The following is a 24901-nucleotide window of genomic DNA, read 5'->3' on the forward strand; positions in this document are numbered from 1 at the left end:
TTCTTTGAGGGGGTGACGTAAAAAGATTTGATCTCCTCTTGCGAGGAATTGCCGATTCACGGGCGAAATTGGCATGCATTAAAAAAAGGCAGCACAGAACGGAAAAATCCCGTCCTGTACTGCCTTTGCCTCACACGCTATGGCTGCTGCTGCTCGCCTTCACGCTTTGCCTTCAGCCACTTCGGCGCTCCCTTATTCTTACGGTCGCGCACCTGATCTTTTTTCGATTTGGCCGGTTGAATGGGCTTGGCACCGCTTGTCCGGGCAGGCTTGGAAGCTGCCGCTGAAGCAGTTGTTCGCTGGCCTGCAGCCTGTGCCGGATGAGCTGTCCCGGATCCCTTAATTCCACCGGATACTGTCAAACCTCCGCTCTCTTGGCCGCTTGAGTCCCGAACCTCGCCGGTTCGCACCGCTGCACGAAATCCGCCTTTTCCGTCCCTGCCCTCACCGCGCCTCGGAGCGCTGCCAGGGCCAAACTCCTGCGCATACTGCTGCTGTTCCTTGGGATCCCACAGCTTACCTTTGAACATCGTTTTCTCCTGCAAATCAATACCAAGCTGCTTCTTGAACTTGTTCATAATGAACAGCTCCTGAGGTGTTACGATCGATGCGACCGTGCCGGACTTGCCCATCCGTCCCGTTCTTCCGGAGCGGTGAACATAGTGGTCCGCATCAAGCGCAGGATCCAAATGAACAACCAGCGGCAATGCTGCAATATCAAGACCGCGGGCCGCAACATCGGTTGCAATTAACAGCTGACAGCGTCCATCACGAAAACGTGCCAGCGTCGCCGCACGCTTCTGCTTGTCTGCATCGCCATAGAGCGTCTCTACCGTGAAGCCTTCATAGCCGAATTTCGCTTCATAGTTGGCTATTTCGTCTGTGTCGTTGATAAAGAGCAGAGCCGCTGCAGGCTTGAGCAGCCTGATTAGCCGCCTTGCTGTATCTGCTTTATCCCTTTTATCGCAGACGAGGTAATAATGATCCACTTGACCTGCCGTGCTCTGATCCGAGCTGACGTCAATAGACTGCGGATCCTTCATCCACTTCGCTTCAAGCTCCTCCATCTCGCGAGGGCGAGTTGCAGAGAAAAAGGCAATTTGGCGATCTCTGGCCATACCTCTGAGCAGCGTATCCACTTCCATTGTTGAACCGAGGCTAAACACCTGATCCGCTTCATCCACAACAGCAAACCGGATCTGATGAAGCTTGAGCTTGCCTGATTTCACCAGCTCATGCATACGTCCAGGTGTACCCACGACGACATGCGGATGAAGACGGAGCTTCTCTACCTGCCGCTGCATCGAGGCTCCGCCGATTAGCTGCTGCGATTTAATACCAAGCGGCTCCCCGTAAGATTCGGCTACGCGATAAATCTGCATCGCAAGCTCTTGCGTAGGCGCAAGCACGATAACCTGTACCGCAGAGCTTGAGGTGTCCACAGCCTGCAGGGCGGGGAGCATATAAGCTAGTGTTTTTCCTGTTCCCGTCTGGGATTTGGCTGTTACATCATGTCCCGCCAGAAGAACAGGTATCGTTGCCGCCTGCACGGGAGTCGGTGTTTCAATTTGATTCTTGCCGAGCGTTTCCACGATCTGTGGATGAAGCCCGAAAGATTCCCAAGTAACGTTCATTGATGGCCCTCATTTCATAAGTTTCCTATCTATTTTCGATTCAACCAGCGGCCGGCAATCCGATCCGCTAACCGTGGAAATAACCCATAGATCCGTATTCCGATTGAAGCGGACAAAGGAAGATCTACCTCTGCGCTCTGGCGGTCTATAACCCGGATAATGGCCTCCGCCACCTGCATGGGCTTAAGCATGTAGCCGCGCACCTTATCTGCATACGTCCCGTCCGGATCTGCAATCGACAAAAAAGGCGTATCGATCGGCCCCGGATTTACTGCAGAAACAGTTATCCCCCATGGAGCAAGCTCCGTCCGCATCGCATTAGTCAGCCCGAGCACCGCATGCTTCGTTGCCGCGTAGCCCGATGATTTGGCCGTACTGAGCTTGCCTGCCATTGATGCAACGTTAATAATATGACCGGCTCCCTGCTTCTGCATGATCGGAAGAACCGCTTTGGCACAGCGAACGATCCCCATATAATTCGTATCCATCATGTCAGCGAATCGTTCAAGCGGGGCCTCCGCGAACGTTTCAAACACGCCGTATCCCGCATTATTGAGCAATACATCGATTCTGCCGAAATCCTCGGCAGCTTGCGCAATCACTTTTGAGACTTCCGCATCATCAGTCACATCCAGCTTGTAGCAGCCGAACCGCCCGCTGCATGCTGCTGCTATTTCACGCAGCTTATGCTCGTTTCTCCCTGTTAATAGGGGTATGGCTCCACGGGCTGCAAGCAGCTTGGCCGTCTCTGCGCCAATTCCGCTCGTTGCTCCTGTAATCAGTACAATCTTCCCATTAATCACTTCGAATCACCTGTCTTTTAGTTTACTTCAACCGGCACATTTAGGCAAAACATACAGGGAAATACCGGGATATAAACGAAAAAAAGCTCCCTCAGGAGCCTTAATTTATGTTACGATGCAAATAGGACTTGAATATCTAATTCGCCAATTCCGTCCATAATCAGCGGGATTGTGAGTGCTTTTCCAGCCTTGAAGCCAGCAGCTTGTGCAGATTGCATGACTTTAGGAGGGGTTATATCGACTCTGACTCCTTGATTGAAAAGCATGGTACTCGCATTGCCGCTGATCATGTTGCCCAGCTCTGAAATCGCACTTTTGCCCATATCATCGATTTCTGAAATTACATAGCCGCCCATCATGGCGGAAATCATTTTCATCGCTACTTCCTCACTCAAGCCAAAAACGATATCACCGTTCATTTGACCATTCAAGCCGATCTGAATCCATATATAGTTCTCGACGAACTTAATGTCCTTTACCCCAAGTTGTCCTGTAGATGGCCTGATTTGAATAACTTGCTCGATGACAATTCTCGCGGACTCCAGGAAGGGATTAATTAATTCGGCCTGCATCGTGAGGTAGCGCCCCTTTTCGACTAAATTCGATTATATCCGTCTTTATTTTTCCCATTATACTAAATTTGCTAGGACAAGTATACTATTCCTTTTATGATATGATCCAAAAGTTGTATTATTTTATCGAACAATAGTCCTAGGAGGAACAACATGCCGAATGTTTGGACACATCTTATTTTTGGGCAGCAGTGCTTAAAATCTATCGGAGAAGATCGGCTGATCGTTAGTCCAGAGCTTCTTCGGATGTTCAATTTGGGCTGTCAAGGACCTGATTTCCTATTCTACCATCACTTTCTGCCCTGGCAGAAGGACAAAACAATGAATCTGCTTGGCAGTGAAATGCACAGCAAACATTGCGGTCCGGTCATCATGGATCTGCTTGATGTTCTGGACGGCTGCTCCCTGCATGAAGATTCGCCAGATCCGGCAGTTGTGTATGCACTTGGCTTTGTCCTGCATCATATATTAGACCGCATCATGCATCCGTATGTGTTCAGCCGTTCAGGCTTTCGCAAATGGGATCACCAGCGATTTGAGGTCATTATGGATACACTGATCGTCCGCAAGCTTCTGGGTATCGAAACTTGGAAGACGGCAGTTTGGCGTGAGATTAATACTCAAGGACGGCTGCCTGATAAGACTGTGGATGCCTTCGAGCAAATCGCTGCTGTTCATTATCCTGAATTGGCAGCCCGGATCAGGAGGGAATCGTGGAATAACGCTGTGCTCGATATGATACGTGCCCAGCGTCTTTTCTATGATCCGACTGGCTTAAAACGTATATTTACCTTCCGTCAAATTGAACCTTTCGTCTATAAATGCAAGGTGCCGCAGCTTGATTTCCTTAATGAATCCGGTACAGATTGGCTTGATCCCACTGATGGCAAACGTACGCGTAACGAGAGTATTTGGATCATGTGGGATAAGGCGATGGAGGAAGGACAAGCTGTCCTCACGGCTATTATGAAATGGCTGAACAATCAGTACAAACACAAACAAGGCGTCCTGTCTGAGGATGAGATGTATCTGACTTATCAGCTCCGCGAGACGGCTGCCGAGCTTATTGGCAACCGCTCTTATGAAACTGGCCTCTTCTGCGACAGCAGAGCGGAAATCCGTTATGCGGATCCGATTTGGCCGGATCCGCATTAGGAGTGCAGGCTCTTATGAGGAAAAACCGGGTGGTGCTTTCAGTGCTGGCTTTTCTCCGAAAAGCTTAAGGTAGCCCTTCCATTGCCGGCTTTCTCAGATAAGCCCTCAGCAGCGGCAGGTTTCCCCCGAAAAGCGCTAGACCGCTTTGGTGCGCCGGAACCTTAGACGGATTAGGCGGAGCCGGTCGTACAATAGATCAAGTGGTTTACCTTGAACGGCATCTTCGCCATAAACTTTGTAGAGCACCGGCTTCAGATAGCGGTCCCCGACAGAATGGAGCGCATCCCATACCATCTGCTGCTCGGATTCGGGCATTTTCTCAAGCTCACGCTCAATGAGCGGCTCAATATCATACCCCTCTGTCTCAAGCTTCTCGATTCTTTCCATGAGATCACGTCTTGGCAGCTCAAGCTTCGTTTGCATCTCATCAAGAGAAATGCCATCCGAAATCGCACTTAACAGCTGACGTTTCTCCTGCTGCTTGTCCATCATCGATTTATATTTGCTCTCCTTTAGCTTGTACAGCCATTTGGTATACACCTTCGGATCGAGGGTGTCCGCTACCCAATTAAGCGGGAATGAGGTCGTGCGTTCGAATGCCCGCGTTATCGTCAGCACCGCTTCTCCATAGGAGGCCTGCTTCGTTTCACCCCAACCCGGAATTTGAAGAAGTTCCTCCAGCTGATGCGGCACAAAAGCACTAATCATCCACAGCATCCGATTCGTGGCTACGAGGTAGGCTGACTTCTTATCGGCAATAGCGCTCATTCGCCGCCATTCCCGAAGTGCTTCAAACAATTCGCTGTTTGCGTTCATTTCCCCATAACACTGCACCATCGAAAACATACTGCCCGTTCCGTCATTCGCACGGCGCTCATCCAGCATGTCTTTGATAAGGGGTGCATAGCCCTCTCCCATCTGGACGGCAATGCCGTGACGGAAAGCTGTCATCATCTCTTCCCATGACCCGCCTTCATACCATAACAGCTGTTGATCCGATTTCTTGCTGTCCTCCGCAGTCCAAATGACAGACCAAAGCCCATTTTGCTCACAAATTGAAAGCTGAGCTTGTTCCGTGTGTCCTTCTTGTCCGATTTTCTCAAACGTGTTTAAAAATACAACCTGCATCGAACTGCACCTCCGACATGGATCTGATTGGTCAAATATTAGAACGCGAATAGTGAGCTTATAAGAAGCAGCTGTGAACGCCATTCTCTGATGGCGGCTCAAGCTTCTTCCACAGAAATACCAGGGGTAAGGGTCAATGAACTCGCTCCCCATGCCATTTCAAAACAAAAAAAGCACCCCCCAAGCCAGCTTATGGCTCAGGAGGTGCTTCCTCACGTTCAATGATTTGATTGCTCACATCATAGCATAACAGGAAGAGACTGACAATAGGAACAGCTTTAACATCTGTTCACTATATTGCCCCTTCACGGAATCGAGTGATATGATAGAACGACTGGTGACCAACGTTTATGCTTCCGAAGCGAGTTTTCCTTCGGAAAACCTACGTTTATGCTTCCGAGGCGAGTTTTCCTTCGGAAAACCAACGTTTATGCTTCCGAAGCGAGTTTTCCTTCGGAAAACTTTAAGGAGGAATCATTTTGCTGCTGCCTGATTATGATTTTATGTCGGATATGACTGAAGAAACAACGACGCGTTTCGTTACTTTTATTACGCCGAATTTGAAAAGGTTTGATCTTGCTATTATGACAACGGGCCGGTTTTACGGCAAGAAGCTGATTACGGATTTACAGAGCGGCCGTACCGCTATCGTTGGTCAGGATGATCTGGAACAAGAAGGATATTTGGAATTCACCTATAAGCTGACGGAAGAAGAAGCCGCTGATTTAAGCCAGTTTTTAGAACTTGTGGTAGGAACGGTGAATTTTACCGACTAATCAGGGTACACTGTAACGGTAAATCAATAGCCAGTTACAGGAGGTAACCATAATGAGCGGTTTCATTAAGGAAGATAAACAGCCTGATACGGATTTAGCGACGGTTGAATCGCAGCGCAACGATCTGACTGCAGAAGAGTTTCCGGAAGGTCCTTATGGATCAGATAAAATAACGGAATCCCTTGGCAAAAGCAAACCGTGGCGAGTCGATCAGCGGTCATCGAATCGATTTGACTATGAGAATCGTGAGCTGCACTCGGGTATCGACCGCGAATACCCAGGTGAAGACAGTTATGAGAACGCGGTTCCGGATGCTATGGATGAGCCTTAGACGAATCAAATCACCCTCTTTCTGAAATAACCTTGTTAATTCCATTTAAAGCCTTCATTTTCTGACTGAATCAGAGATGAAGGCTTTTTTCATGACCTTCCTTATGACTCCGGTAACTGGTCATATGACGCCTTCAAGACCTACGATGAAGGAAAGTATAACAGGGAGCTGATCAAGATGACACGCCAAGGAAATCAAACAAGTGAGTATGATGTGATTATTGTTGGAGCAAGAGTGGCCGGGTCCGTGTTTGCCTACGAAATGGCTAAGTCGGGCTATAAGGTATTGCTGCTGGATCGTGCGACTTTCCCAAGCGATACGCTCTCTACCCACAATATATACAGTAATTCAATCGCGATGCTCCGAGAAATGGGTATCATGGATCGATTGCTTCAAACCGGAACGCCGCTCTATAACCGGGCTTATATTCAATTCGAAAATGCCGTTATTGATGGACATTTTCCCGAGGTCGACGGCAGCTCGGACTGCTTCTGCATCCGCAGAACGCATCTGGATCGTATTCTAGTCGAACATGCCTCCGCGCAGCCGAACGTCACAACGATCGAAGGCTTTCGAGTAACGGATGTTACCAGTGAAAACGGGATCATAACCGGTATTATCGGCCGTGCGAAGGATGGCGTAATCAGATCGTTCAGCTCAAAGCTTGTCGTTGGTGCGGATGGGCGCCAATCGACAATTCGCAAGCTGGTGAACAGTAAGCGAAAATTATACGTGCCTTCTGACTTCGCTTCCTTTGTCGGCTATTTCTCCGGCTTCCGTCAAGAGGGTGAGCGCTGCGCGGAATTATATAAGAAAGGCGACAAGCTATTTATAACCTTTCCGACAAGTGATCATTTGTTCGTTGTCGGCGTTATGTTTCCGCTTGAGGATAAGGAATGGATTCAGCGGTTCGCAGCCGGTTCAGAGACCGGGTTCCGCGATCTCGTTACGGCGGGTCTTCCGGGCTCCTCTTTTTCCAGCCGGCTCCAGGAAGCGGAGCTCTTCGGTCAAGTTAAGGGGATGCTTGGCTATGATAACGATTGGTACGAGGAGATGGGCGAAGGCTGGGCTTTGCTCGGCGATGCGCTTTCCTTCAAAGATCCCGCGGTTGGACAAGGAATGCATGATGCCATCTATAGCAGCCGAATCCTGTCGGGTCTATTAACTGCAAATAAAGATTGGAGCTCCTCTTGGAGCGGGATGGGAGATGCCTATCAGTCCGCTCTCGAATCCAAAATGATGACTCGTTTCGGCCTAGCCTGCAAGTTCACGAAAAATATCCCGATAAGCAAGGAAGAGAATGCCGTTAATCATTTGATCGGCAGCGATCCTAAGGCTACACAAGCTTTTCTCGGCATCTATAACTATGCCAATGAACCCGAAGCAATCGCAGCAGCGGTAGCCGAGTTCATTGGACAACATTCTTAATATAGACTAAAGGCTTCCCCTTCAGCTTCGTGCCAAGCAGGAAGTGTAATTCGCTCCGCAAATGACTATCCCGGTTTAATGCATGCTTCAAGACACGGCAAACATCAAAGAGGCGCCGGATGGTTGTTCATGTCATCCCTCTCTTGTATAGCCGCCAATACGCTCTCACGGATAAAAGTGTATTCGTCCGTTACTCCCTACCTCACCTTTTCAGGAAATATGCCGAGCAATTCACGAACCGGATTATAGTTATTGCGGGCGAAGTATGTAATTACGCCGCCGCCGATCAAACAGCAAATAAGCAATCCGAGCAGGTTTAAATTGCGAGTCTCTCTGGCTCTCTCCCAAAAGACATCAGGTGGGAAAGCGCTTATATACCGCCCTGGCATCCCTCTGCTTCACACAGCCCGGGTCCGCATACGGCGGTTCCAAAAGGTTAACCAGGCTTTTATATGATGCCAGGCGTGCAATTAAAAAAACGAGCCTGATTACAGGTCTCGTTTTCTATGACATTATTCTATTCAATTAGCTGATGAGTGCCATGAGGCTTTTAAATTCCAATTCTTCGAATTTATTCATTACTTGTGCGCGATTCACCTGCCAGCCGCAGCTTGTGAATTCGATCTCAATCGGGACATCACAGCGGATTGTCGCCAGATCGCGGGACATGTGAAGCATCTCGATATCGGCTTCTATTTTGGCCCGAATGGTCTTCGATAAACGATCGAGGTTCTCCAGAATACCGCTAACCGAGCCGTGCTCCTGAACGAGTTTGTAGGCTGTCTTCTCGCCGATCCCTTTTACGCCCGGATAGTTGTCGCTCGTATCGCCCATCAGCCCTTTTACGCAAATGATCTGTTCTGGCGTCAATTGGCGTTCCTCATGCAGGAATTCAGGCGTATAAACGGCATAATTGCCTTGGCCCTTCTTCATTATGACAACCGTAATCCGGTCATCCACTAGCTGAAGCAAATCATGATCACCTGAGAGCACATAGACATGCGCTTCGCTGCTGTGCCGTTTGGCCAGCGTTCCTATGCAATCATCCGCTTCATATCCTGCCAGTCCGACGTTCGGTACACCGAAGCTCTCAACGACCTCTTTGACAAGATCAAACTGGGGAATGAGATCCTCCGGCGCTGAAGGCCGGTTAGCTTTGTATCCTTCATACTGCGTGGTCCGGAAGGTCGTGCTCCCCATATCCCAGCAGCATACAACATGAGTGGGTTCAAACTTTTGTACGGCGTCCATAAAATATTTAACAAATCCATAAATAGCATTAACCGGAACGCCTGCACTCGTACGTCTCACACTGCCGCCGTAGGAGTTTGCAAAGAACGCCCGAAACAAAAGCGCCATTCCATCGACCAGCAGCAGCTTATTGGTATTCTCTTCCTGAATCATTTATTATACCTTCCCTCTCTGTTATTCCATGTTCATGTGACTTTATCGGATCCTCTATTCGCCTCGTATAAATCGACCGATTCGCTGTGCCGCTTCAATCAGTCTGCTCTCATCTTCTACCAATGCAATGCGAACATAGCCCTCGCCTTCCGCGCCAAAAGCATCGCCGGGTATCACTGCAACACCGCATCGATTTAACATTTCCCGGGAAATTCGACGTGAATTCCAAGGATCAGACAGACTCCATTTCATGGCTGGAAGCGGCGCCCAGACAAACATGGTGGCTTTAGGATTCGCAACATCCCATCCTTGCTCACGCAAAGCATTCAAAAAAGCATCTCTCCGCCGTTCATATAATAAACCGACTGCTGCATGATTTCCCGCCATATCCTGATGAAGCGCAGTGATGCCAGCTTCTTGGACGGGAAGAAACACCCCGTAATCAATATTTGCCTTGAGCTCTCTTAGAGCACCTACCGCCTGCTCATTGCCTGCCAGAAAGCCGATCCGGCAGCCTGCCATATTGAAGCTTTTGGATAAGGAATGAAATTCTACCGCGATATCTTTCGCACCCTCGACTTCCAAAATGCTCGGCGGTCGGTAACCATCGAAGGCCATTTCCGAATACGCCAGATCATGCACAATTAGAACGCCATGCTGTTTGGCAACCGCTGCCGCCCTAGTGAAAAAGGCTAAATCAGCCACCGCTGAGACAGGGTTGCTCGGATAATTGAGCAGCATGAATTTGGCCTTGCTCCAAACTTCCGCTGGAATAGCAGCAAAGTCCGGCAAGAAATCATTCTCTGGACGAAGAGGCATATAATACGGCTCCACGCCAGCCAGTGCAAGTCCAGCTGCATAGACCGGATATCCCGGATCGGGCACCAGCGCAATATCTCCAGGATCGCAGAGCGCCAGCGCGAGGTGGCCAAGGCCATCCTGAGAGCCCATCAACGAAAGCAGCTCTGTTTCGGGATCGACCTGGACGCCAAATCGGAACTGCAGCCATTGAGAAGCCGTTTGAAGAAAGTTCCCGCTTCCCTTGGATCCCGGATAGGCATACGCAGTATCACGAAGAACCGCTTCACTCAATGTCTGTCGAATAGACTGGGATGGCGGCAAATCCGGACTGCCTATACTCAAGTCAATTACATCTCGTCCCTGCTGCTGCGCTTCCTGCTTCCACTGCGCTACTTCGGCAAAAATAGACGATCCCAGCATCGAAAGCCGCTTGGCACGCCATGATTTTGTTGTCACCGGTATAACTCCTTCCTTAACGACTCCAGACGCGGTCGTATTCTTCATCCTTGAAGCCAACCGTGACTTGTTTGCCATCCGTTACGATCGGGCGTTTGATTAATCGGCCGTTAGAGGCAAGCAGCTTGATTTTCTCCTCATCCGACATGCCCGGCAGCACATCCTTAAGACCCATTTCCTTATATACTTCGCCGGATGTATTGAAAAATTTCTTGATCTCTAATCCGCTGCGCTTGACCAGCTCTTCGATAACCTCGGCTGAAGGCGCCGTTTCATAGACGTTATGCGTTTCCAGCTCATGGCCTTTGGATTTAAGCGATTTGATAGCAGCGCGGCATGTACCGCATTTGGGATATTCGTAGATGGTGAGTGTCATCGTAAATCTCCATTCTATTGCATAGCGCTTATTTTTATTTATTGATTGGGCTGCGCCCAGAGGCTAAAGTGCCCTCACCCTAGGAAGAGCCATCGCCCTAAGAAGAGCCCTACCCCTAAATCCCCCTCCCGAGGAGGGGGACCCCAGAGGGCCTGCCCTCTGGACTCCCGTTACATAACGGTTGTGTTAGAGAGGCGGAACTTTGCTGCTTATGAGCGTGGAACGAGTGTGCCTTTGGCACATACTTTCATTTTAGCGCTCCGTGTAACGGCTGTGTTAGAGAGGCGGAACTTTGCGCTTATGAGCGTGGAACGAGTGTGCTTTTGGCACATACTTTCATTTTGGCGCTCCGTGTAACGGCTGTGTTAGAGAGGCGGAACTTTGCGCTTATGAGCGTGGAACGAGTGTGCTTTTGGCACATACTTTCATTTTGGCGATCCGTGTAACGGCTGTGTTAGAGAGACGAAACTTTGCTGCTTATGAGCGTGGAACGAGTGTGCCTTTGGCACATACTTTCATTTTGGCGCTCCTTAATGAACGTGTGTGTCTTAGAGGCGGAACTTTGACGATTAGGAGCGTGGAACGAGTGTGCCTTTGGCACATACTTTCATTTTGGCGCTCCGTTTAATGAACGTGAGTGTCTTAGAGGCGGAACTTAGCTGCTATGGCTTGGAACGAGTGTGCCTTTGGACACACTTTCATTTTAGCGCTCAACTCTATCCTCTCTATTATACGCTTATAGCTTGCGAAGCTGGGCTTCTAGATCTTGGAGATCTTGGGGGAGTGCGGCTTCGAATCTCAGGCGTTCCCTGGTAATCGGATGCGTGAAGGAGAGGATCGCCGCATGCAGAGCTTGGCGGGATACCGCTGCTTCTAGTGCCGCTGATCCGCCTTCCTTCGTTCCTTGTTCGCTTCCGTCCTCACTAGGCGCTATGGCGTAGCCATAGAGCTTGTCCCCAATCAGCGGACAGCCGATGTGCTTCATATGGACGCGGATTTGATGCGTTCGCCCTGTTTCCAACTTCAAGCTTACCTTCGCTGCCATACCTTCCCCAAAGGTCATTTCCGTTGCATAATGAGTTACCGAAGGATACCCGTCCTGCCGTACGACCCGAACATGAGGGTCCTCTGAGTCACGGTCGATCGGCTCGTCTACCGTTCCGCTTGCGGTTGTCGGGGCTCCATATACATAGGCCCAGTATCGCTTCTCGATCTCACCGGCCTGCAGCTGCTCGGACAACTGCTGGTGGATATATGGGTTTTTGGCAATGGCGACTAGTCCTGAGGTATCTTCATCCAGTCGATGAACAGGGCGGAACCGAACCTTCTCCCCTTGTTCGCGCCAGTGATAGACAGCTGCGTTTGCGATCGTTCCTGTGTAATGGCCATGAGTAGGATGAACCACAATGCCGGGAGGTTTGTTGACGATCAGCAGATCACGATCCTCATAGACGATATCCAGAGGAAGAGGCTGCGGCAAAATATCGTTGGATTGCTCCTGCTCCATCCGCACCTCAAGAAGATCGCCTTCCTTCAGGCGATCGTTCGTATACACACGCTCTCCATTGACCGTTATTCCCTTCTCCGTAACCTTAACCCGCGAAAGCAGCTTGCGCGAAACGCCAAGCCGCTGCTCGAGAACCTTTCGAACCATTCTGCCGTCATCTTCTGCCGTCACCTGAATAGTCAACGGCTCATAATAGAGGGTTTCGCTCATTTGCTGCTTTTACGGAAAACTTCCGCGCTTCTAACGTACTCGGTATCCGGCACGCCGAGCTTCGCATTTGCCGCCCGAGCAGCGGCAAAGAAATAATCGGATAGGCGGTTCATATATTTCAATACCTCTTGGTTAATCGCCAGCTCATCCGACAAAGTCACAATACGGCGTTCTGCTCTGCGGCAGACGGTCCGGCAAACATGAAGCAGAGCGGACACTTCGCTGCCCCCCGGCAAAATAAACCGTGTAATCTCCGGCGCTGCATCAGTCAGCTCATCAATCCAGCTTTCCAGGCGGGAAGCCGGTTCTGCAGACATTTTGAACGAGCGCCCTTCCGGATCAGCAAATGCGAGATCGGATCCACAGTCAAACAGCTCCTGCATGATTTCAACAAGCTGGACGTTCAGCTCATTCAGCTGACCGGTTGACAGAGCTGCCGCTGCCGCTTGACCGACAAAAGAATTAAGCTCGTCGATCGTCCCATAAGCCTCGACCCGGCTGTCATCCTTGCGGACACGCCCCCCAATAACCGACGTTTTTCCTTCGTCCCCGGTTCGTGTATATAGTTTCATCGTTTGATCATCTCCTTCAATAACTACGTTCAAATATAGCATAAAACCAGGCTTCAAAACAGAAAAGAAGCCCCGGTAGGGCTCCTTTATTGGGCTTAGAAGATTACTGCACCGTCGTCCGTCTTCTTATGAAGTACATATATTCATTGATCTTAGCATCGAGTTTCCGACTCAGATCAATTACCTTTTCGGAATTAAGGGTCAACTCTTCCAAATAAGACTGTTCCATCTTCGTTCTTAGCGTATAAATTTCTTCTTCCAATATCTGCATGGTCGAGGACGTACGCTTTGCAAAAGGGGTGCTCGAATGTTTCCGAAACGTGAAACCACAATCCGCATAAGCCAATTTCATCCCTCCCTGTCATCAATCAGCGAATTAGCTTCATCACGCTAGGCAACACGAATTTGTTAAAGATTTATTAAATTATAACAAAGAATTACAAATATGAATATATCTTTTTCTTTTTCATACTCCTTTGAGTCTCCTAACAAAGATCCCGATTCGCTCGATCGCCTCTGTAATTTGACTAACGGAAGTCGCATAGGAGCAGCGCAAATGTCCTTCTCCGCCCAAACCGAATACATCTCCCGGAACAGCGGCAACCTTCTGCTCCATCAGCAGCCGGGTTGCAAATTCCTCGGAGGTCAGTCCGGATGCTTGAATGGAAGGAAAAGCGTAGAAGGCCCCTTGAGGTTCGCGGCATTCAAGCCCAATTTCACGAAAACCCTGCACAACAAGTCTGCGGCGCTGGTTGTAGGATTCGGTCATTCGATCCTTCTCCTCCAGCCCGTTCTTGAGAGCTTCAAGCGCTGCAACCTGTGACATATTCGAAGCGCACATCACCGTATATTGATGAACCTTGAGCATCGCCGCGATAATCTCATGATGCCCGCAAGCGTATCCAATCCGCCACCCTGTCATAGCAAAAGCTTTTGAAAAGCCGCTAACCAGAATCGTACGATCCCTCATGCCGGGCATGGATGCAAAACTGACATGCTTCGATCCATAGGTGAGCTCTGCATAAATTTCATCAGAGATAACAATGAGATCATTCTCTTCTACAACCTTGGCAATTGGCAGCCAATCCTCGTAAGTCATTATGCCTCCGGTTGGATTGCTCGGATAGCTTAATACCAGCACCTTGGAACGCGGTGTGAGGACAGCCTTCAACGATTCCGCCTTCAGCTTGAAGTCATCCTTCGCATACGTCTCGATACCAACCGGAACACCGCCGCTAAGCGAAGTTATAGGAGAATATGAAATATAGCAGGGCTCCGGAACAAGAATTTCATCTCCAGGAGAAATAAGAACACGCAGTGCAAGATCGATCGCTTCACTGCCGCCGACCGTAACCAGAATCTCGTTAGCCGGATCGTAAGTAATATCGAATTGCGTATGAAGATACGATCCGATTTCTTCTCGAAGCTCAGGCGTACCTGCATTGGAGGTATATTGGGTTTTGCCCATTTCAAGCGCGTAGACGCAAGCCTCGCGAACATGCCATGGCGTAACAAAATCCGGTTCGCCCACTCCAAGCGTTATGATATCCTTACGACCGTTAGCCAAATCAAAAAAACGCCGAATGCCCGACGGCTTAATTCCTCGTACCTGCGGGGACAAATAATCAGCCATCGATGTCCGCTGAGCTCGGGAACCGGCTTGTTTCTCTTCGTCTTTAATCATTGTCAGTCACCCTTTACTTTACGGTGAGACCAGAAGACGGTGGTCGTCTTCATGCTCTTCGAATATAATGCCATCTTGTTTGTATTTCTTCAAAATAAAGAAGGTTTTCGTTGAAAGCACGGCATCAATCGGCGACAGTTTATTAGAGACGAAAGACGCAACGTCTTTAAGTGTTTTTCCTTGAACCTCAACAAGCAGATCGTAAGCGCCGGACATTAAATAAACTGATTTTACCTCTGGATATAAATAAATCCGTTCCGCTATGCCTTCAAACCCGCGGCCGCGTTCCGGTGTAATTTGTACTTCGATGAGTGCTGTAACCTTATCGTCATCGACTTTGCTCCAGTTGACTACAGTCGCATATTTGACGATGACATGATCCTGCTCCATTTCAGCAATCTCCTGTTTTACATCTTCCAGGGGCTCATCCAGCATCGTTGCAATGAGCTCCGCACTTCGCCTTGCATCTTCTTTCAGCAGCTCTAATATTTTAATCTTACGTTCATTCATGGTCAAAGCCCTCCTCAAGTAAACGGTCCGCAAGCGCCTCTTAAACTGCGCTAGTTATAATGACTATCTTACAACGAATACAGGCTTCCTGCAAAGTGCAGACAATTCAGACACGTCCCTATCCATAAGAAAAAGGCCCCGGAGGGCCTTTTTGTAACCGATTAGCTGTAGAATTGATTTTGATTCTGCTGCTGACCAGCCATTTGTTGATGCTGCTGATTCTGCATGAATGGCTGGAACTGCTGTTGGCCAGCACCGATCTGCTGCAGCAATTGCGCTGTTTTTTGCTCCATTTGTTGGTTCTGCTTGATTTGCTTGTCAACTTCTTGACGCAGTGCAGGCGATGCGGTGCTGTACATATTTTGCGATTCCATCGCCTTGAAGAGCTGACCTTGAAGCTGCAGCGTGCTGTTAAGCAAATTCGTAAACAGCTGGCGGATTTGCGGACAGCTCGACTCCGTCGCTGCAGTGGCATACTCACGCACGACCCGCTTCAGGTCGGAAAGCACTGTATAAGCTAAATCCTCATCAGGCAGTAACGACTGGTGATGCTGGGCTTGTCCTTGTTGCTGGTACATATTATTCCTCCTAAAAGTTTTTGCGATACTTCTTGAATTAGCTTCTCTGCGAGCAACAACTTGCTTCGAAAGCATACGCTAAGTTTTTGCGGTACTTCTTGAATTAACTTCTCTGCGAGCAAAAACTTGCTTCGAAAGCATACGCTAAGTTTTTGCGATACTTTCACGTTACCTGATTAATTTGCCGGCTGTGTCGGTGCTAGCTGTTGATGATGCAGCAGAGCCTGCTGCAGCATATGGGCATGCTGTTGATGTGTTTGGAGCATTTGTCCGCAAACCTGCTTAATCGCTTGGTTACTGGCCGATGCTGCGACCACGGCGCACTGCTTAATCAGCAAATCTTCATTTGAAATGGAATCAACCACATATTCCAGTTCTTTTGCAGTTATTGGCTGCATGGAAATCCCACCTTTTTTCCAATTTATTTGAACCTCATGTAGTTTACCCTGACAATCGTTTGCTTATGTATCCGGGAATTCCCCCAGAGTGGAGGATATTTCCGGTGTTCGGGACTCATGGCAGATGGACCGTCTTCACATGATCGAAGTGCAGATAGACGGCATTCCCGCCTGCGGTTGACAGTTCAATCATGTTCTGGTCGATGCTTTTAAGCACGCCGATTTTATTCGGATTTTCTCCCAGATCCAAGATGACGAATTCGCCGATCAGCTTACGAAGCTGTTGATCAAACGTACGCGCTAATGTAATTGGCGAAGGCTTCAGCGGAAATTGCTCAGGTGTAAGGGTATACGGCGTCACATTGGGATTATACGGAATTAAATATTTCAGATGAGAAAGCGATACGATGACGGAATGATACACGGGTGAGTAGAATACAAAGAAATCATTCATGACACTCGTTAAGTAGCCGTGAATAGATTGATTGCCGGCGATATAAAGCTCGGAGAACATCCCCTTGGCATTCATGAGCACTTTGCGGTATGAAATTGGATCATTTGTCGGTTCAAAAAGAATCTCCGGCGCATCCACTTCCTGATATTCGCGTGTAGCTAAACGAAGCTGCTGTAAGTGGATGAGCGGGACATAAAGAAACTGGGTTCCATTGTGAAGTACAAGAATATCCTGTCCTAGATCAATTAATTTACCTCGAATGGGCATTGTCTTGCCCGAAATATCAAGTTCAACGTATTGATCCAATAAAGGGTGACGATTTTTCATGGAATCGACCTCCTTTCATCCTATTAATTGCGTCCAAGCGTAGAGACTGAGCAGACTTATGAGCAGCCCCGCTGGAATGATGACCACTGAAACCTTCATATACATTTTCCACGAAAGTTTGATTTGATGTTGACGCAAAATGAATAACCATATCAGCGCTGCCAAAGTACCCGGAGGAGTAAGGAGAGCACCGATGTCACTACCTAAAATGTTTGCCAAATAGGCAAGCTGGAGCGTATGCGGATCCAAATTCATTTCAGTCAGCGATAACGTTCCAATCATGACCGAGGGCAGATTGTTCATCATGTTCGACATGATCGTCAGCAGTCCACCAGTAACGATAACGACGTTCAAATCGCCGGAATTGAGGAGTGGGGCAAGCTCACGAACTAGGAAACGAGTGAGACCGATCTGCTGCAAGCCTTCCACGAGCACATAGATACCGAACGCAAATAAGAGGATATGCCACGGGGTCTTAATAAGCAGATCCCGCACACCGGTGCCGGTTCGAAACCATCTAAGTGCAATCAATATACCTGCACCTGTAATGGCGATCCACTCCATCGGCACTCCAAAGCCGGATCCGATAAAGAACCCAGCTCGAGTGGCGACGACAATAATCATGCATATCCGAAATAGCCACCAATCGACAGGGGGATTATCTTGGGCGTCCATCAGTGGATGAAACTCGCGTTTCCTATCTTGTGCGGAGGGGTTTATCCATCCAGGCCGAACCGTCTGAATGCGTTTGGGAACTTGTTTGCGAAAATAGGAATAGAGGAAAAATGCGATCGCGACTATACCAATCATAGATGGAACGAGCATTCGAAGAGCATACTCATTTAAGTCAAGTCCGACAATTCGCAGAGCAATGAGATTAGCGATATTGCTTACGCCGATTGGAGCACTGGCTGCTGTGGCGATTATCGCCCCGCTTATTAGATAAGGAATTTTCTGATGCAGTTTGAACTGAAGCAGATTGGTCATTTTCAGAATAATAGGTGTAGTAATGAGAATGCTTCCGTCATTATTGAAGAAAACCGTCATTAGAAAACATAGAGCAATAACGCAGCAAAATAACCGAATGCCCGAACCGCGTGCGTATTCAATCATATTAAATGCCGCCCACCGGAAAAAACCGATACTGTCGAGAATGATGGACATTATGATTGTAGACAAAATTGTAATGGCTGCACCGCTTACGGTTTCTGCGATCGAACTAAGACTCGTAAGCGGTACAATGCCGGTTAGTAGAAAAATAGCTGCTCCCGCAGATACCGGGATTGACTCATTTAAACCTTTGGGCCGCCATATAATGAGAGCAATCGTTAGTAGGAAGGTTAGGATAACAATCGTTGTTTTTGCATCAGCCATGCTGATGCGCCTCGCCTCGGAGCTGAAGCTCGTGAGCGATCGTTTCTAAGCCCGCTTCTTCTATTTCATTCCGCTGCAGGACAGTTTCTGCTGCCGCCTGAGATAGGGGTACGGGAGAGAGAAGCAGAAAGAGTAAGATACCTGCTAGAGCGATAATCAAAGCGATAATCATTATTCTCCCCCCTTGTCAGTGATTGGGCTGCTGCCGGGTGACGTTATGAGCTCTAGTCACCCGGCAAAAATCAGCCTCTGTTGCCTGCGCGCAAGGAGTTCATTTTTGAAGATGCTTTGCTGCCGTTTTTGCTGCTGTTTTTATTTTTATTGCTGTTTTTGCTGCTGTTTTTGCTGCTGTTTTTGTTGCCTCTGCTGCCGCCGGAGCCTTTGCTGCCGCCTGAGCCTTTGGTGCCGCCTGAGCCTTTGCTTCCGCCTGAGCCTTTTGTGCCGCCTGAGCCTTTGCTGCCGCCGGAGCCTTTGCTGCCGCCTGAGCCTTTGCTTCCGCCTGAACTTTTGTTTCCGCCGGAACCGTTGCTGCCGCCTGAACTTTTGTTTCCGCCAGAGCCGTTGCTGCCGCCGGATCCCTTGCTGCCTTTGCTGCCTTTGCTTCCGTTGCTTGCGTATTGGCCAGTATGCTTAACGGTTTTAATATGGTAGAGCGGGATTTGAACTTTTTCTTGTCCGACAACAAGCAGCAGAGATTGACTGCCTACTTCAGCTATGAAGCCATCAATTTTCTCTGGGCCGCCCCAGTTGACTTGAACGAATTGCTGAGTCAATTTGCGAAGGACACCAACGAAGCTATCAGCAACGATAAAGTTGTTCGCTTTCGAGCGTCCGCTTTTTTGACCCGGCAGATCCGTTACGCTTTTGATGTGGCTTGCATTGACATAAACAAGGCCTGTAGAAGTACGCAATGCGACATACCCTTCTTGAACGCCAACTAATACACCATCAAACGATTCAGGACCGCCGCGGTTAATCTTAACCAACATGCCGATTTTGCTGTTCAAATAATTATCATGCTTCTCATGCTTGTCACTTTTATGCTGTTCCATAGTAGGTGATACCCCCGTGTTGTTAGAATTGTGGTCGTAGAATCTACCGTGCATACCATACGGTTTGTAGCTCACTTGGTTACTCCATGATTGGTTGCTACTTCTGTTACAACAATCTCTCATTTAATAATCCCTCCATGTAATAAATAAATGCCATTTCACAAGGACGACCGGCACAAATACGATCGCGACTACCTGATTTACGGTTCATCCATCTCGCTTCGGCTCTCATCCCTCCATTACTTGCCCCGGTGATATCTATCATGGGAGACAATTTATACTATATTTATATGTATCTCGTAGCTACGCGGTACTAGATTGTTATCTATTTTCCATAACATTGCTCAATAACCTAGTCCGATTACTAGATTCGCAACATAGCTTGTATTAACACTATTAAAGGAGGAGATTTACAAATGCCAAAATCAAATGGAAGCAATGGCTCGCAAGGAACTCGCGGCACTCGCGGCAGCAATGGTTCGCAAGGAACTCGCGGCACTCGCGGCAGCAATGGTTCGCAAGGAACTCGCGGCACTCGCGGCAGTAACGGCTCGCAAGGAACTCGCGGCACTCGCGGCAGTAACGGCTCGCAAGGGACTCGCGGCAGCAACGGTTCGCAAGGAACTCGCGGCAGCAACGGTTCACCCGGTGTAGCGTAAGTAAAAAGACTTATTCCAGCTAGGCAGTGACCAGTAGAACTCCCGCCGCATAAGGTAAATAAGCAAAAGCCTATCGTATACCGATAGGCTTTATCTTTTGCTTAAAGGAGTGGGTCCTATTGTCCGGGGAAGGACTACCGAGCCGTAAAATCACGATTCAAACCGAAGACCTTAAGGAACTGCAAGCAAATGTATGGAGCAATCAGTTTGCTCCCATAAAGCTTGAGATAGATGGGACACCATATGAAGCGCAGTTACGATTTCGCGGAGGCCATACACGAAACTATCCCAAAAAATCGTATGAGATCCGATATGGCAGCAATCAAACCCTCCACTGGAACGCAGAGTTTGACGATCCGTCTATGATCCGCAACGCGCTCTCTTTTCAATTCTTTAACATGATCAATGTTCCGTCTCCAAAAACCAGGCATATCTGGTTAGAGTGGAATGGGCAGCCTCACGGCGTATACCTGGAGCTTGAAGCAGTGGACCGGACTTTCTTCTCCAAACGCGGGATCTCAAGCAAATCTCTAATTTATGCTGTTAATGACAGAGCTGACTTCAGATTAATTGATTCTGACACAGGGATGGATAAATCATCATTATTTGACGGCTATCGGGTAATGCGCGGGGATGACGACACAAAAACGCGGATGATCCAATTCGTGCGCCGGATTAATCGTTCCACCGGGAAAAACCATTTATCGTATCTTGCAAATCGGTTAGATGTGGGACTGTATTTGAAATGGCTGGCTGGCGCTGTGCTTACAGGAAATTATGATGGTTTTGATCAAAACTACGCTCTCTATGAGCACACATCCAGCGGTAAATACAGGATCATTCCTTGGGATTATGAGGGAACATGGGGGAGAAATTGCTACGGCAGGCTGTGCGGCAGTGACTTGGTCGATGTAAAGGGCTACAATATGCTGACACAGAAAGTGCTTGCTTACAAAACCTACCGGCAGGCCTACCGTAAAATTTTAACCAATCTATTATCAACTCAATTCAGATGGAAAGTCATTGAACCGGTAATTTCAGAGCTATATAAGAAAATTACTCCGGCCATTCAAGATGATTTTACACGCAAATGGCCGTTTTATTCGTTCGAAGAAGAACCGGACGTATTCAAGACCTACGTTCAGGAACGCCGGGCTATTATTAAAGACGAACTGAAAAAGTGGACCGATTAGCTCTTAGAAGATACCCATACTTAAATATCTTTCTCCGCTATCTGGTGCAATGCATAACACACGCCCGCCTGCTCCAATGCGGCGGGCCTGCTGTAAGGCCGCCCATACCGCGGCACCGGAGGATGGACCAAGAAGGAGACCTTCTAATCTGGCAAGCTGCCGCATCGTATCCAGTGCATGCTCATCAGAAACCTGAACAATTTCGTCATAGACGGAGGTATTCAATATAGAAGGAATAAATCCGGGACTGGTTCCAACAAGCTTATGCGGCCCAGGCTTACCCCCAGAGAGAACCGGAGAGCCTTGAGGTTCTACCACAACTACATATAATCCGGGTATAGCTGCTTTCAACGATTCCCCTGTACCTGTAATCGTTCCACCCGTTCCTGCAGTTGCGATAAAAACATCGAGCCTGCCATCCGTCTGCTCCAATATTTCCGGAGCAGTCGTCACACGATGAATATCGGGGTTCGCTGCATTCTCAAATTGGTTAGGAATGAAGCTCCCCGGAAGCTGTGTTTGCAGCTCTTTTGCCTTGTGAATCGCTCCCGGCATTCGTTCTGCTGCCGGAGTGAGAACAACCTCAGCACCATAGGCCTTCAATAAACCAATTCGCTCCTTCGACATGTTATCCGGCATGATCAGAATAAGCTTATAGCCCTTTGCAGCGGCGTTCATTGCAAGACCGATGCCCGTATTGCCGCTTGTCGGCTCAATGATCGTATCCCCGGGTTTGATGAGGCCCTGCTGTTCAGCGGCACTTATCAAGGAGGAGGCCGCTCTGTCTTTGACACTGCCGCTTGGATTGAACCTCTCCAGCTTCACGAGTACCTCCGCATCTCCCTGCCTAACAAGCCGTTGGAGGCGGAACACAGGTGTTTGACCAATCAGCTCTGTTATTTGATTCACAATTCGGGCCACAGTGCTCCCCTCACTTTCATTCTTTCATATCAACATGCATCCCATTACCGCTTCAATGGTTCCCGGCTCTGCGGCCGCAAGAAATTGCGCATCAGCAGCCAGCTCACGATAGGAAAAGCCCCCACGGCCAGCATGAGCCAAGGTACCGTTTGCGGTGAGTGGCTGACAAATGGAAGTACCACCAAATAAGCAGAAATGCCAATCACTCGTCCAATTGTCAGTCCAGCTTCACGCAGAATAATAAATTCCTCACGCTGCTTCGCGCTCTGTTCGTCTCGGCCTATAAGATCAAATACGGTTGACGTCATGGGAATGATATAGAGCGGCATGAATAAGGCCGTTCCAAGGCCAAACCAGAGTAAAGTACCGTAACTTAAAGGCCAAAACAAGGGCAGAATAACGAGCGTAATCGCAAAGGTACCGAGCATCATAGCTGTCTTTCTCCGCGGCGGAGTCAACACCTTTCCGATGATCCAGAAACTGATAAGCGCTACAAGCGATGTAAGCAAAGAAAAGTTACCCAGCTTCTGTTCATTCGTGGTTGCCATATAGACCAGCAGACCGACCAGAAACATAAACACGCCCTCGCGTACCCCTTGAGCAATGATAGCGGGCACGGCTAGCCGCCAGGGGTTTCCCTTTTGCCGCAGCTGTCTAATCCCGTGAAGCCATTCGTAATGTCCATTTGCCGCACGTTTCTTCAGCCAGAAGCTTAATACAGCAGCAATAGCATAAGTGATGGCGGATATCGTGAAAATAATGGTATAACCGCGTTCCCCTTTATTAGCAGTAATCAGAAAGCCCGATATCCAAGGCGCAATAATACCCGCACCTGAACCCAGCAGCCCCGCCCACCCATTAAAGCGGTCGCGATTGCCCGGCTCTGTAATTTCAAAATAAACGACGTTAAAAGCAACCCAGAAGAGTCCAAGTGAAAGTCCATTAAACATACCCAGCGGTATCGCGTACGCAACCGCGGACTTGCCGAGCAAAAGCACGATAAAATAAAAAACTCCGGACAGCGCGACGCCGAGCCGGAGGCTGTTCATCTTATTATGTTCCTTTACCCACTTGCCGGCCAGCCAAAAGGTTAAACCGCTGACTACATACTGGCTAAAATTGAACCACCCGATTAAAGCAAGCGACTGGCTGGCCTTCCAGAGATAGATCGGCAGAAAAGTTCCGGATAAAGCGTTGGCAATTCCGAGAAGTCCTTGTACCGCAAGCAGCAGTATGGCTTGACTGTCTAAAGCTCGTCCTTGTGATCGACGGCCTTCATCTTTGCCAAATGAAGTTGTACGCAGTTTATCGGTATCCGCTCCTGCTGCCGCCCATCTGGATTTTACCGAATGTTTACCTTTTTCCAAGCTAAATCCTCCCATCAGCACCGCACTTTGCGAAGTTTCTTCAAGTAAGTTACCCCCAAAGCGGCATCTGCATGCTGGAAAGAGAAGTTATTGATTATCGGCTGCGGCCTTTGCCAGTGATCGTACTAGACGTTCTTGATCCTGCGGGCTGAGTCGATTGACGGAATGGAAGCAGGACGGACAGACATACATCACAACCTTGAACGGAGGTGACAGCAGCGGTGCCTGAAGGGCTTCCGGAATTCGTGGTGTAAATTGATCGCTTGTTACATCATTCGTTCCGATATCAAGCATATACTCCTGACAAGACGGACATTCCGGAGCTTCGAGCTGATCATCCAGAATCCGCTCCATGGTTTCATCAAGCGCAAGGCGATCACGGCTGTATTGTCTTAATTCCGATACATCGCCAAGCACAGCTTCACGCTGCGTACGGTACGACTTTTCTTCTTCCCAATCGACTTCCTCTTCTACTTCTTCTACCTCTTCTTCATCCTCGTCATCGAGCCCCAGCTTGAGCGTACGATAACCGGAAAGTTCATTGCCGCAGTGCGGGCAATGCTGCTCCGGTCCGAGCTCCTCATCCCATCTAATTTCCGTATGACACCACGGACAAATCGTTTGCTCCTCATCCATTACCGTTTCCTCCGCTTCCGTACGACTTATAGATATTGACATCTATTGTAGTAAATAAATAACGCCAAGCACAACAAAAAGTGCGGCTAGCACGAATAAAGTTCCCCATAAATATTTCATAAGCGGCGGCTGCCCTTCCCTTCGCTACACATTTCCAATCTTTATTGCTAAGCGACCGTTGCACCGATCACATAGGAAAGGGCTGCTGCAATCACCATTGCAATAAAGCCTACCGCCCGGTTATCCTTCTGTATTTCATCATCAATCCGGAAAACGGGCGTTAGGAATTCGAATAAAAAATAAGCAGCGAGCAGCAGGGCAAATCCGAATGTTGCCCACGTCAAGCTCGCATATACCGTTTCATTGGCCTCAATGGAGAATCGGAAGATATTGCATATCCCGAATATCTTACCTCCCGTTGCCATCGCAACCGCAAGATTCCCCTTTTTTATTTCATGCCAGCATTTGTACCGAGTTACAAATTCGAACAAATACAAGAAGATAATGAGCGCAAGAACAGCTACCGATACATAAACAAGCGATGCAGCAAAATGATTGCTAAGCATAGTATCAATTTCTTGCTCCACTATAAATC

28 protein-coding genes are annotated in these 24901 nt (G+C 48.7%); 6 read left to right on the forward strand and 22 right to left on the reverse strand.

All coding sequences use genetic code 11. From position 1 onward, the window contains the following. Positions 1–137: 137 nt before the first annotated feature. From ACFPYJ_RS03070 to ACFPYJ_RS03080, 3 genes are all read right to left on the reverse strand, one after another. A complete protein-coding gene (locus tag ACFPYJ_RS03070) occupies positions 138–1634 on the reverse strand; it encodes a DEAD/DEAH box helicase (RefSeq protein ID WP_379186571.1) in 1497 nt (498 codons plus the stop codon). Positions 1635–1663: 29 nt separating this feature from the next. Then, positions 1664–2437, reverse strand: coding sequence for an SDR family NAD(P)-dependent oxidoreductase (locus ACFPYJ_RS03075; protein ID WP_379186572.1), 774 nt, complete (start codon positions 2435–2437; stop codon positions 1664–1666). A 110-nt stretch (positions 2438–2547) separates the two neighbouring features. Further along, positions 2548–3009 (reverse strand): chemotaxis protein CheX, encoded by a 462-nt coding sequence (locus ACFPYJ_RS03080; RefSeq protein WP_379186573.1) that lies wholly within the window; start codon positions 3007–3009, stop codon positions 2548–2550. 153 nt (positions 3010–3162) lie between these two features. Here ACFPYJ_RS03080 and ACFPYJ_RS03085 point away from each other — a divergent pair, with 153 nt between their 5' ends. Beyond that, the gene (locus tag ACFPYJ_RS03085; protein ID WP_379186574.1) at positions 3163–4164 is read left to right on the forward strand and encodes a zinc dependent phospholipase C family protein; all 1002 of its coding nucleotides are present in this window, start codon (positions 3163–3165) and stop codon (positions 4162–4164) included. Between the two features lie 135 nt (positions 4165–4299). On the opposite strand, the gene ACFPYJ_RS03090 is transcribed toward ACFPYJ_RS03085, so the two are convergent. Beyond that, positions 4300–5292 (reverse strand): HRDC domain-containing protein, encoded by a 993-nt coding sequence (locus ACFPYJ_RS03090; protein WP_379186575.1) that lies wholly within the window; start codon positions 5290–5292, stop codon positions 4300–4302. Between the two features lie 503 nt (positions 5293–5795). Here ACFPYJ_RS03090 and ACFPYJ_RS03095 point away from each other — a divergent pair. The 3 genes from ACFPYJ_RS03095 (at position 5796) to ACFPYJ_RS03105 (ending at position 7827) form a co-directional block, all read left to right on the forward strand. Beyond that, positions 5796–6068 (forward strand): DUF3055 domain-containing protein, encoded by a 273-nt coding sequence (locus ACFPYJ_RS03095; protein WP_379186813.1) that lies wholly within the window; start codon positions 5796–5798, stop codon positions 6066–6068. 52 nt (positions 6069–6120) lie between these two features. After that, complete coding sequence (locus ACFPYJ_RS03100; RefSeq protein WP_379186576.1) at positions 6121–6399, forward strand: hypothetical protein; 279 nt, start codon at positions 6121–6123, stop codon at positions 6397–6399. A 177-nt stretch (positions 6400–6576) separates the two neighbouring features. Beyond that, entirely contained in the window at positions 6577–7827 is a 1251-nt protein-coding gene (locus ACFPYJ_RS03105) for an NAD(P)/FAD-dependent oxidoreductase (RefSeq protein WP_379186577.1), read from the forward strand. Between the two features lie 525 nt (positions 7828–8352). Here ACFPYJ_RS03105 and ACFPYJ_RS03110 read toward each other — a convergent pair. The 14 genes from ACFPYJ_RS03110 to ACFPYJ_RS03175 form a co-directional block, all read right to left on the reverse strand. After that, entirely contained in the window at positions 8353–9231 is an 879-nt protein-coding gene (locus ACFPYJ_RS03110; RefSeq protein WP_379186578.1) for a 5'-3' exonuclease, read from the reverse strand. Between the two features lie 54 nt (positions 9232–9285). Next, complete coding sequence (locus ACFPYJ_RS03115; RefSeq protein WP_379186814.1) at positions 9286–10452, reverse strand: aminotransferase class I/II-fold pyridoxal phosphate-dependent enzyme; 1167 nt, start codon at positions 10450–10452, stop codon at positions 9286–9288. 52 nt (positions 10453–10504) lie between these two features. Further along, a complete protein-coding gene (locus ACFPYJ_RS03120; protein ID WP_379186579.1) occupies positions 10505–10864 on the reverse strand; it encodes an arsenate reductase family protein in 360 nt (119 codons plus the stop codon). Positions 10865–11600: 736 nt separating this feature from the next. Then, positions 11601–12581, reverse strand: coding sequence for an RluA family pseudouridine synthase (locus ACFPYJ_RS03125; protein ID WP_379186580.1), 981 nt, complete (start codon positions 12579–12581; stop codon positions 11601–11603). Further along, complete coding sequence (locus tag ACFPYJ_RS03130) at positions 12578–13153, reverse strand: cob(I)yrinic acid a,c-diamide adenosyltransferase (RefSeq protein WP_379186581.1); 576 nt, start codon at positions 13151–13153, stop codon at positions 12578–12580. Before ACFPYJ_RS03130 ends, ACFPYJ_RS03125 begins: the two co-directional genes overlap by 4 nt. Positions 13154–13256: 103 nt before the next feature. After that, positions 13257–13505, reverse strand: coding sequence for a Spo0E family sporulation regulatory protein-aspartic acid phosphatase (locus ACFPYJ_RS03135; RefSeq protein ID WP_379186582.1), 249 nt, complete (start codon positions 13503–13505; stop codon positions 13257–13259). Between the two features lie 114 nt (positions 13506–13619). Then, positions 13620–14837 carry an aminotransferase class I/II-fold pyridoxal phosphate-dependent enzyme gene (locus tag ACFPYJ_RS03140; RefSeq protein WP_379186583.1) on the reverse strand — a complete coding sequence of 406 codons (1218 nt, stop codon included), beginning with the start codon at positions 14835–14837 and terminating at the stop codon, positions 13620–13622. A gap of 18 nt (positions 14838–14855) precedes the next feature. Then, positions 14856–15347: an Lrp/AsnC family transcriptional regulator gene (locus ACFPYJ_RS03145; protein ID WP_379186584.1), complete on the reverse strand. Its 492-nt coding sequence runs from the start codon at positions 15345–15347 to the stop codon at positions 14856–14858. Between the two features lie 161 nt (positions 15348–15508). Beyond that, positions 15509–15925 (reverse strand): spore coat protein, encoded by a 417-nt coding sequence (locus ACFPYJ_RS03150; RefSeq protein ID WP_379186585.1) that lies wholly within the window; start codon positions 15923–15925, stop codon positions 15509–15511. Between the two features lie 176 nt (positions 15926–16101). Beyond that, complete coding sequence (locus tag ACFPYJ_RS03155) at positions 16102–16323, reverse strand: hypothetical protein (protein WP_379186586.1); 222 nt, start codon at positions 16321–16323, stop codon at positions 16102–16104. A gap of 115 nt (positions 16324–16438) precedes the next feature. Then, positions 16439–17104 (reverse strand): DUF2642 domain-containing protein, encoded by a 666-nt coding sequence (locus ACFPYJ_RS03160; protein WP_379186587.1) that lies wholly within the window; start codon positions 17102–17104, stop codon positions 16439–16441. A 15-nt stretch (positions 17105–17119) separates the two neighbouring features. After that, entirely contained in the window at positions 17120–18478 is a 1359-nt protein-coding gene (locus tag ACFPYJ_RS03165; RefSeq protein ID WP_379186588.1) for an arsenic transporter, read from the reverse strand. Beyond that, positions 18471–18650: a hypothetical protein gene (locus tag ACFPYJ_RS03170; RefSeq protein ID WP_379186589.1), complete on the reverse strand. Its 180-nt coding sequence runs from the start codon at positions 18648–18650 to the stop codon at positions 18471–18473. Before ACFPYJ_RS03170 ends, ACFPYJ_RS03165 begins: the two co-directional genes overlap by 8 nt. Positions 18651–18720: 70 nt before the next feature. Beyond that, on the reverse strand, positions 18721–19530 hold the full coding sequence (locus ACFPYJ_RS03175) for a hypothetical protein (RefSeq protein ID WP_379186590.1): 810 nt from the start codon (positions 19528–19530) through the stop codon (positions 18721–18723). A 416-nt stretch (positions 19531–19946) separates the two neighbouring features. Here ACFPYJ_RS03175 and ACFPYJ_RS03180 point away from each other — a divergent pair, with 416 nt between their 5' ends. Then, the gene (locus ACFPYJ_RS03180) at positions 19947–20189 is read left to right on the forward strand and encodes a hypothetical protein (protein ID WP_379186591.1); all 243 of its coding nucleotides are present in this window, start codon (positions 19947–19949) and stop codon (positions 20187–20189) included. 119 nt (positions 20190–20308) lie between these two features. Beyond that, positions 20309–21382 carry a CotH kinase family protein gene (locus ACFPYJ_RS03185; protein WP_379186592.1) on the forward strand — a complete coding sequence of 358 codons (1074 nt, stop codon included), beginning with the start codon at positions 20309–20311 and terminating at the stop codon, positions 21380–21382. Positions 21383–21385: 3 nt separating this feature from the next. Here the strand turns inward: ACFPYJ_RS03185 and cysK are convergent, their stop codons facing one another. The 4 genes from cysK to ACFPYJ_RS03205 form a co-directional block, all read right to left on the reverse strand. Further along, complete coding sequence (cysK, locus tag ACFPYJ_RS03190; protein WP_379186593.1) at positions 21386–22303, reverse strand: cysteine synthase A; 918 nt, start codon at positions 22301–22303, stop codon at positions 21386–21388. 44 nt (positions 22304–22347) lie between these two features. After that, a complete protein-coding gene (locus ACFPYJ_RS03195) occupies positions 22348–23670 on the reverse strand; it encodes an MFS transporter (RefSeq protein ID WP_379186594.1) in 1323 nt (440 codons plus the stop codon). An 87-nt stretch (positions 23671–23757) separates the two neighbouring features. Next, positions 23758–24306: a hypothetical protein gene (locus ACFPYJ_RS03200; protein WP_379186595.1), complete on the reverse strand. Its 549-nt coding sequence runs from the start codon at positions 24304–24306 to the stop codon at positions 23758–23760. Between the two features lie 167 nt (positions 24307–24473). Next, the gene (locus ACFPYJ_RS03205) at positions 24474–24872 is read right to left on the reverse strand and encodes a DUF350 domain-containing protein (RefSeq protein ID WP_379186815.1); all 399 of its coding nucleotides are present in this window, start codon (positions 24870–24872) and stop codon (positions 24474–24476) included. Positions 24873–24901 lie beyond the last annotated feature (29 nt).

The sequence above is a fragment of the Paenibacillus solisilvae genome (genome assembly GCF_042656405.1).
In the GTDB taxonomy this organism is placed as follows: domain Bacteria; phylum Bacillota; class Bacilli; order Paenibacillales; family Paenibacillaceae; genus Paenibacillus_Z; species Paenibacillus_Z solisilvae.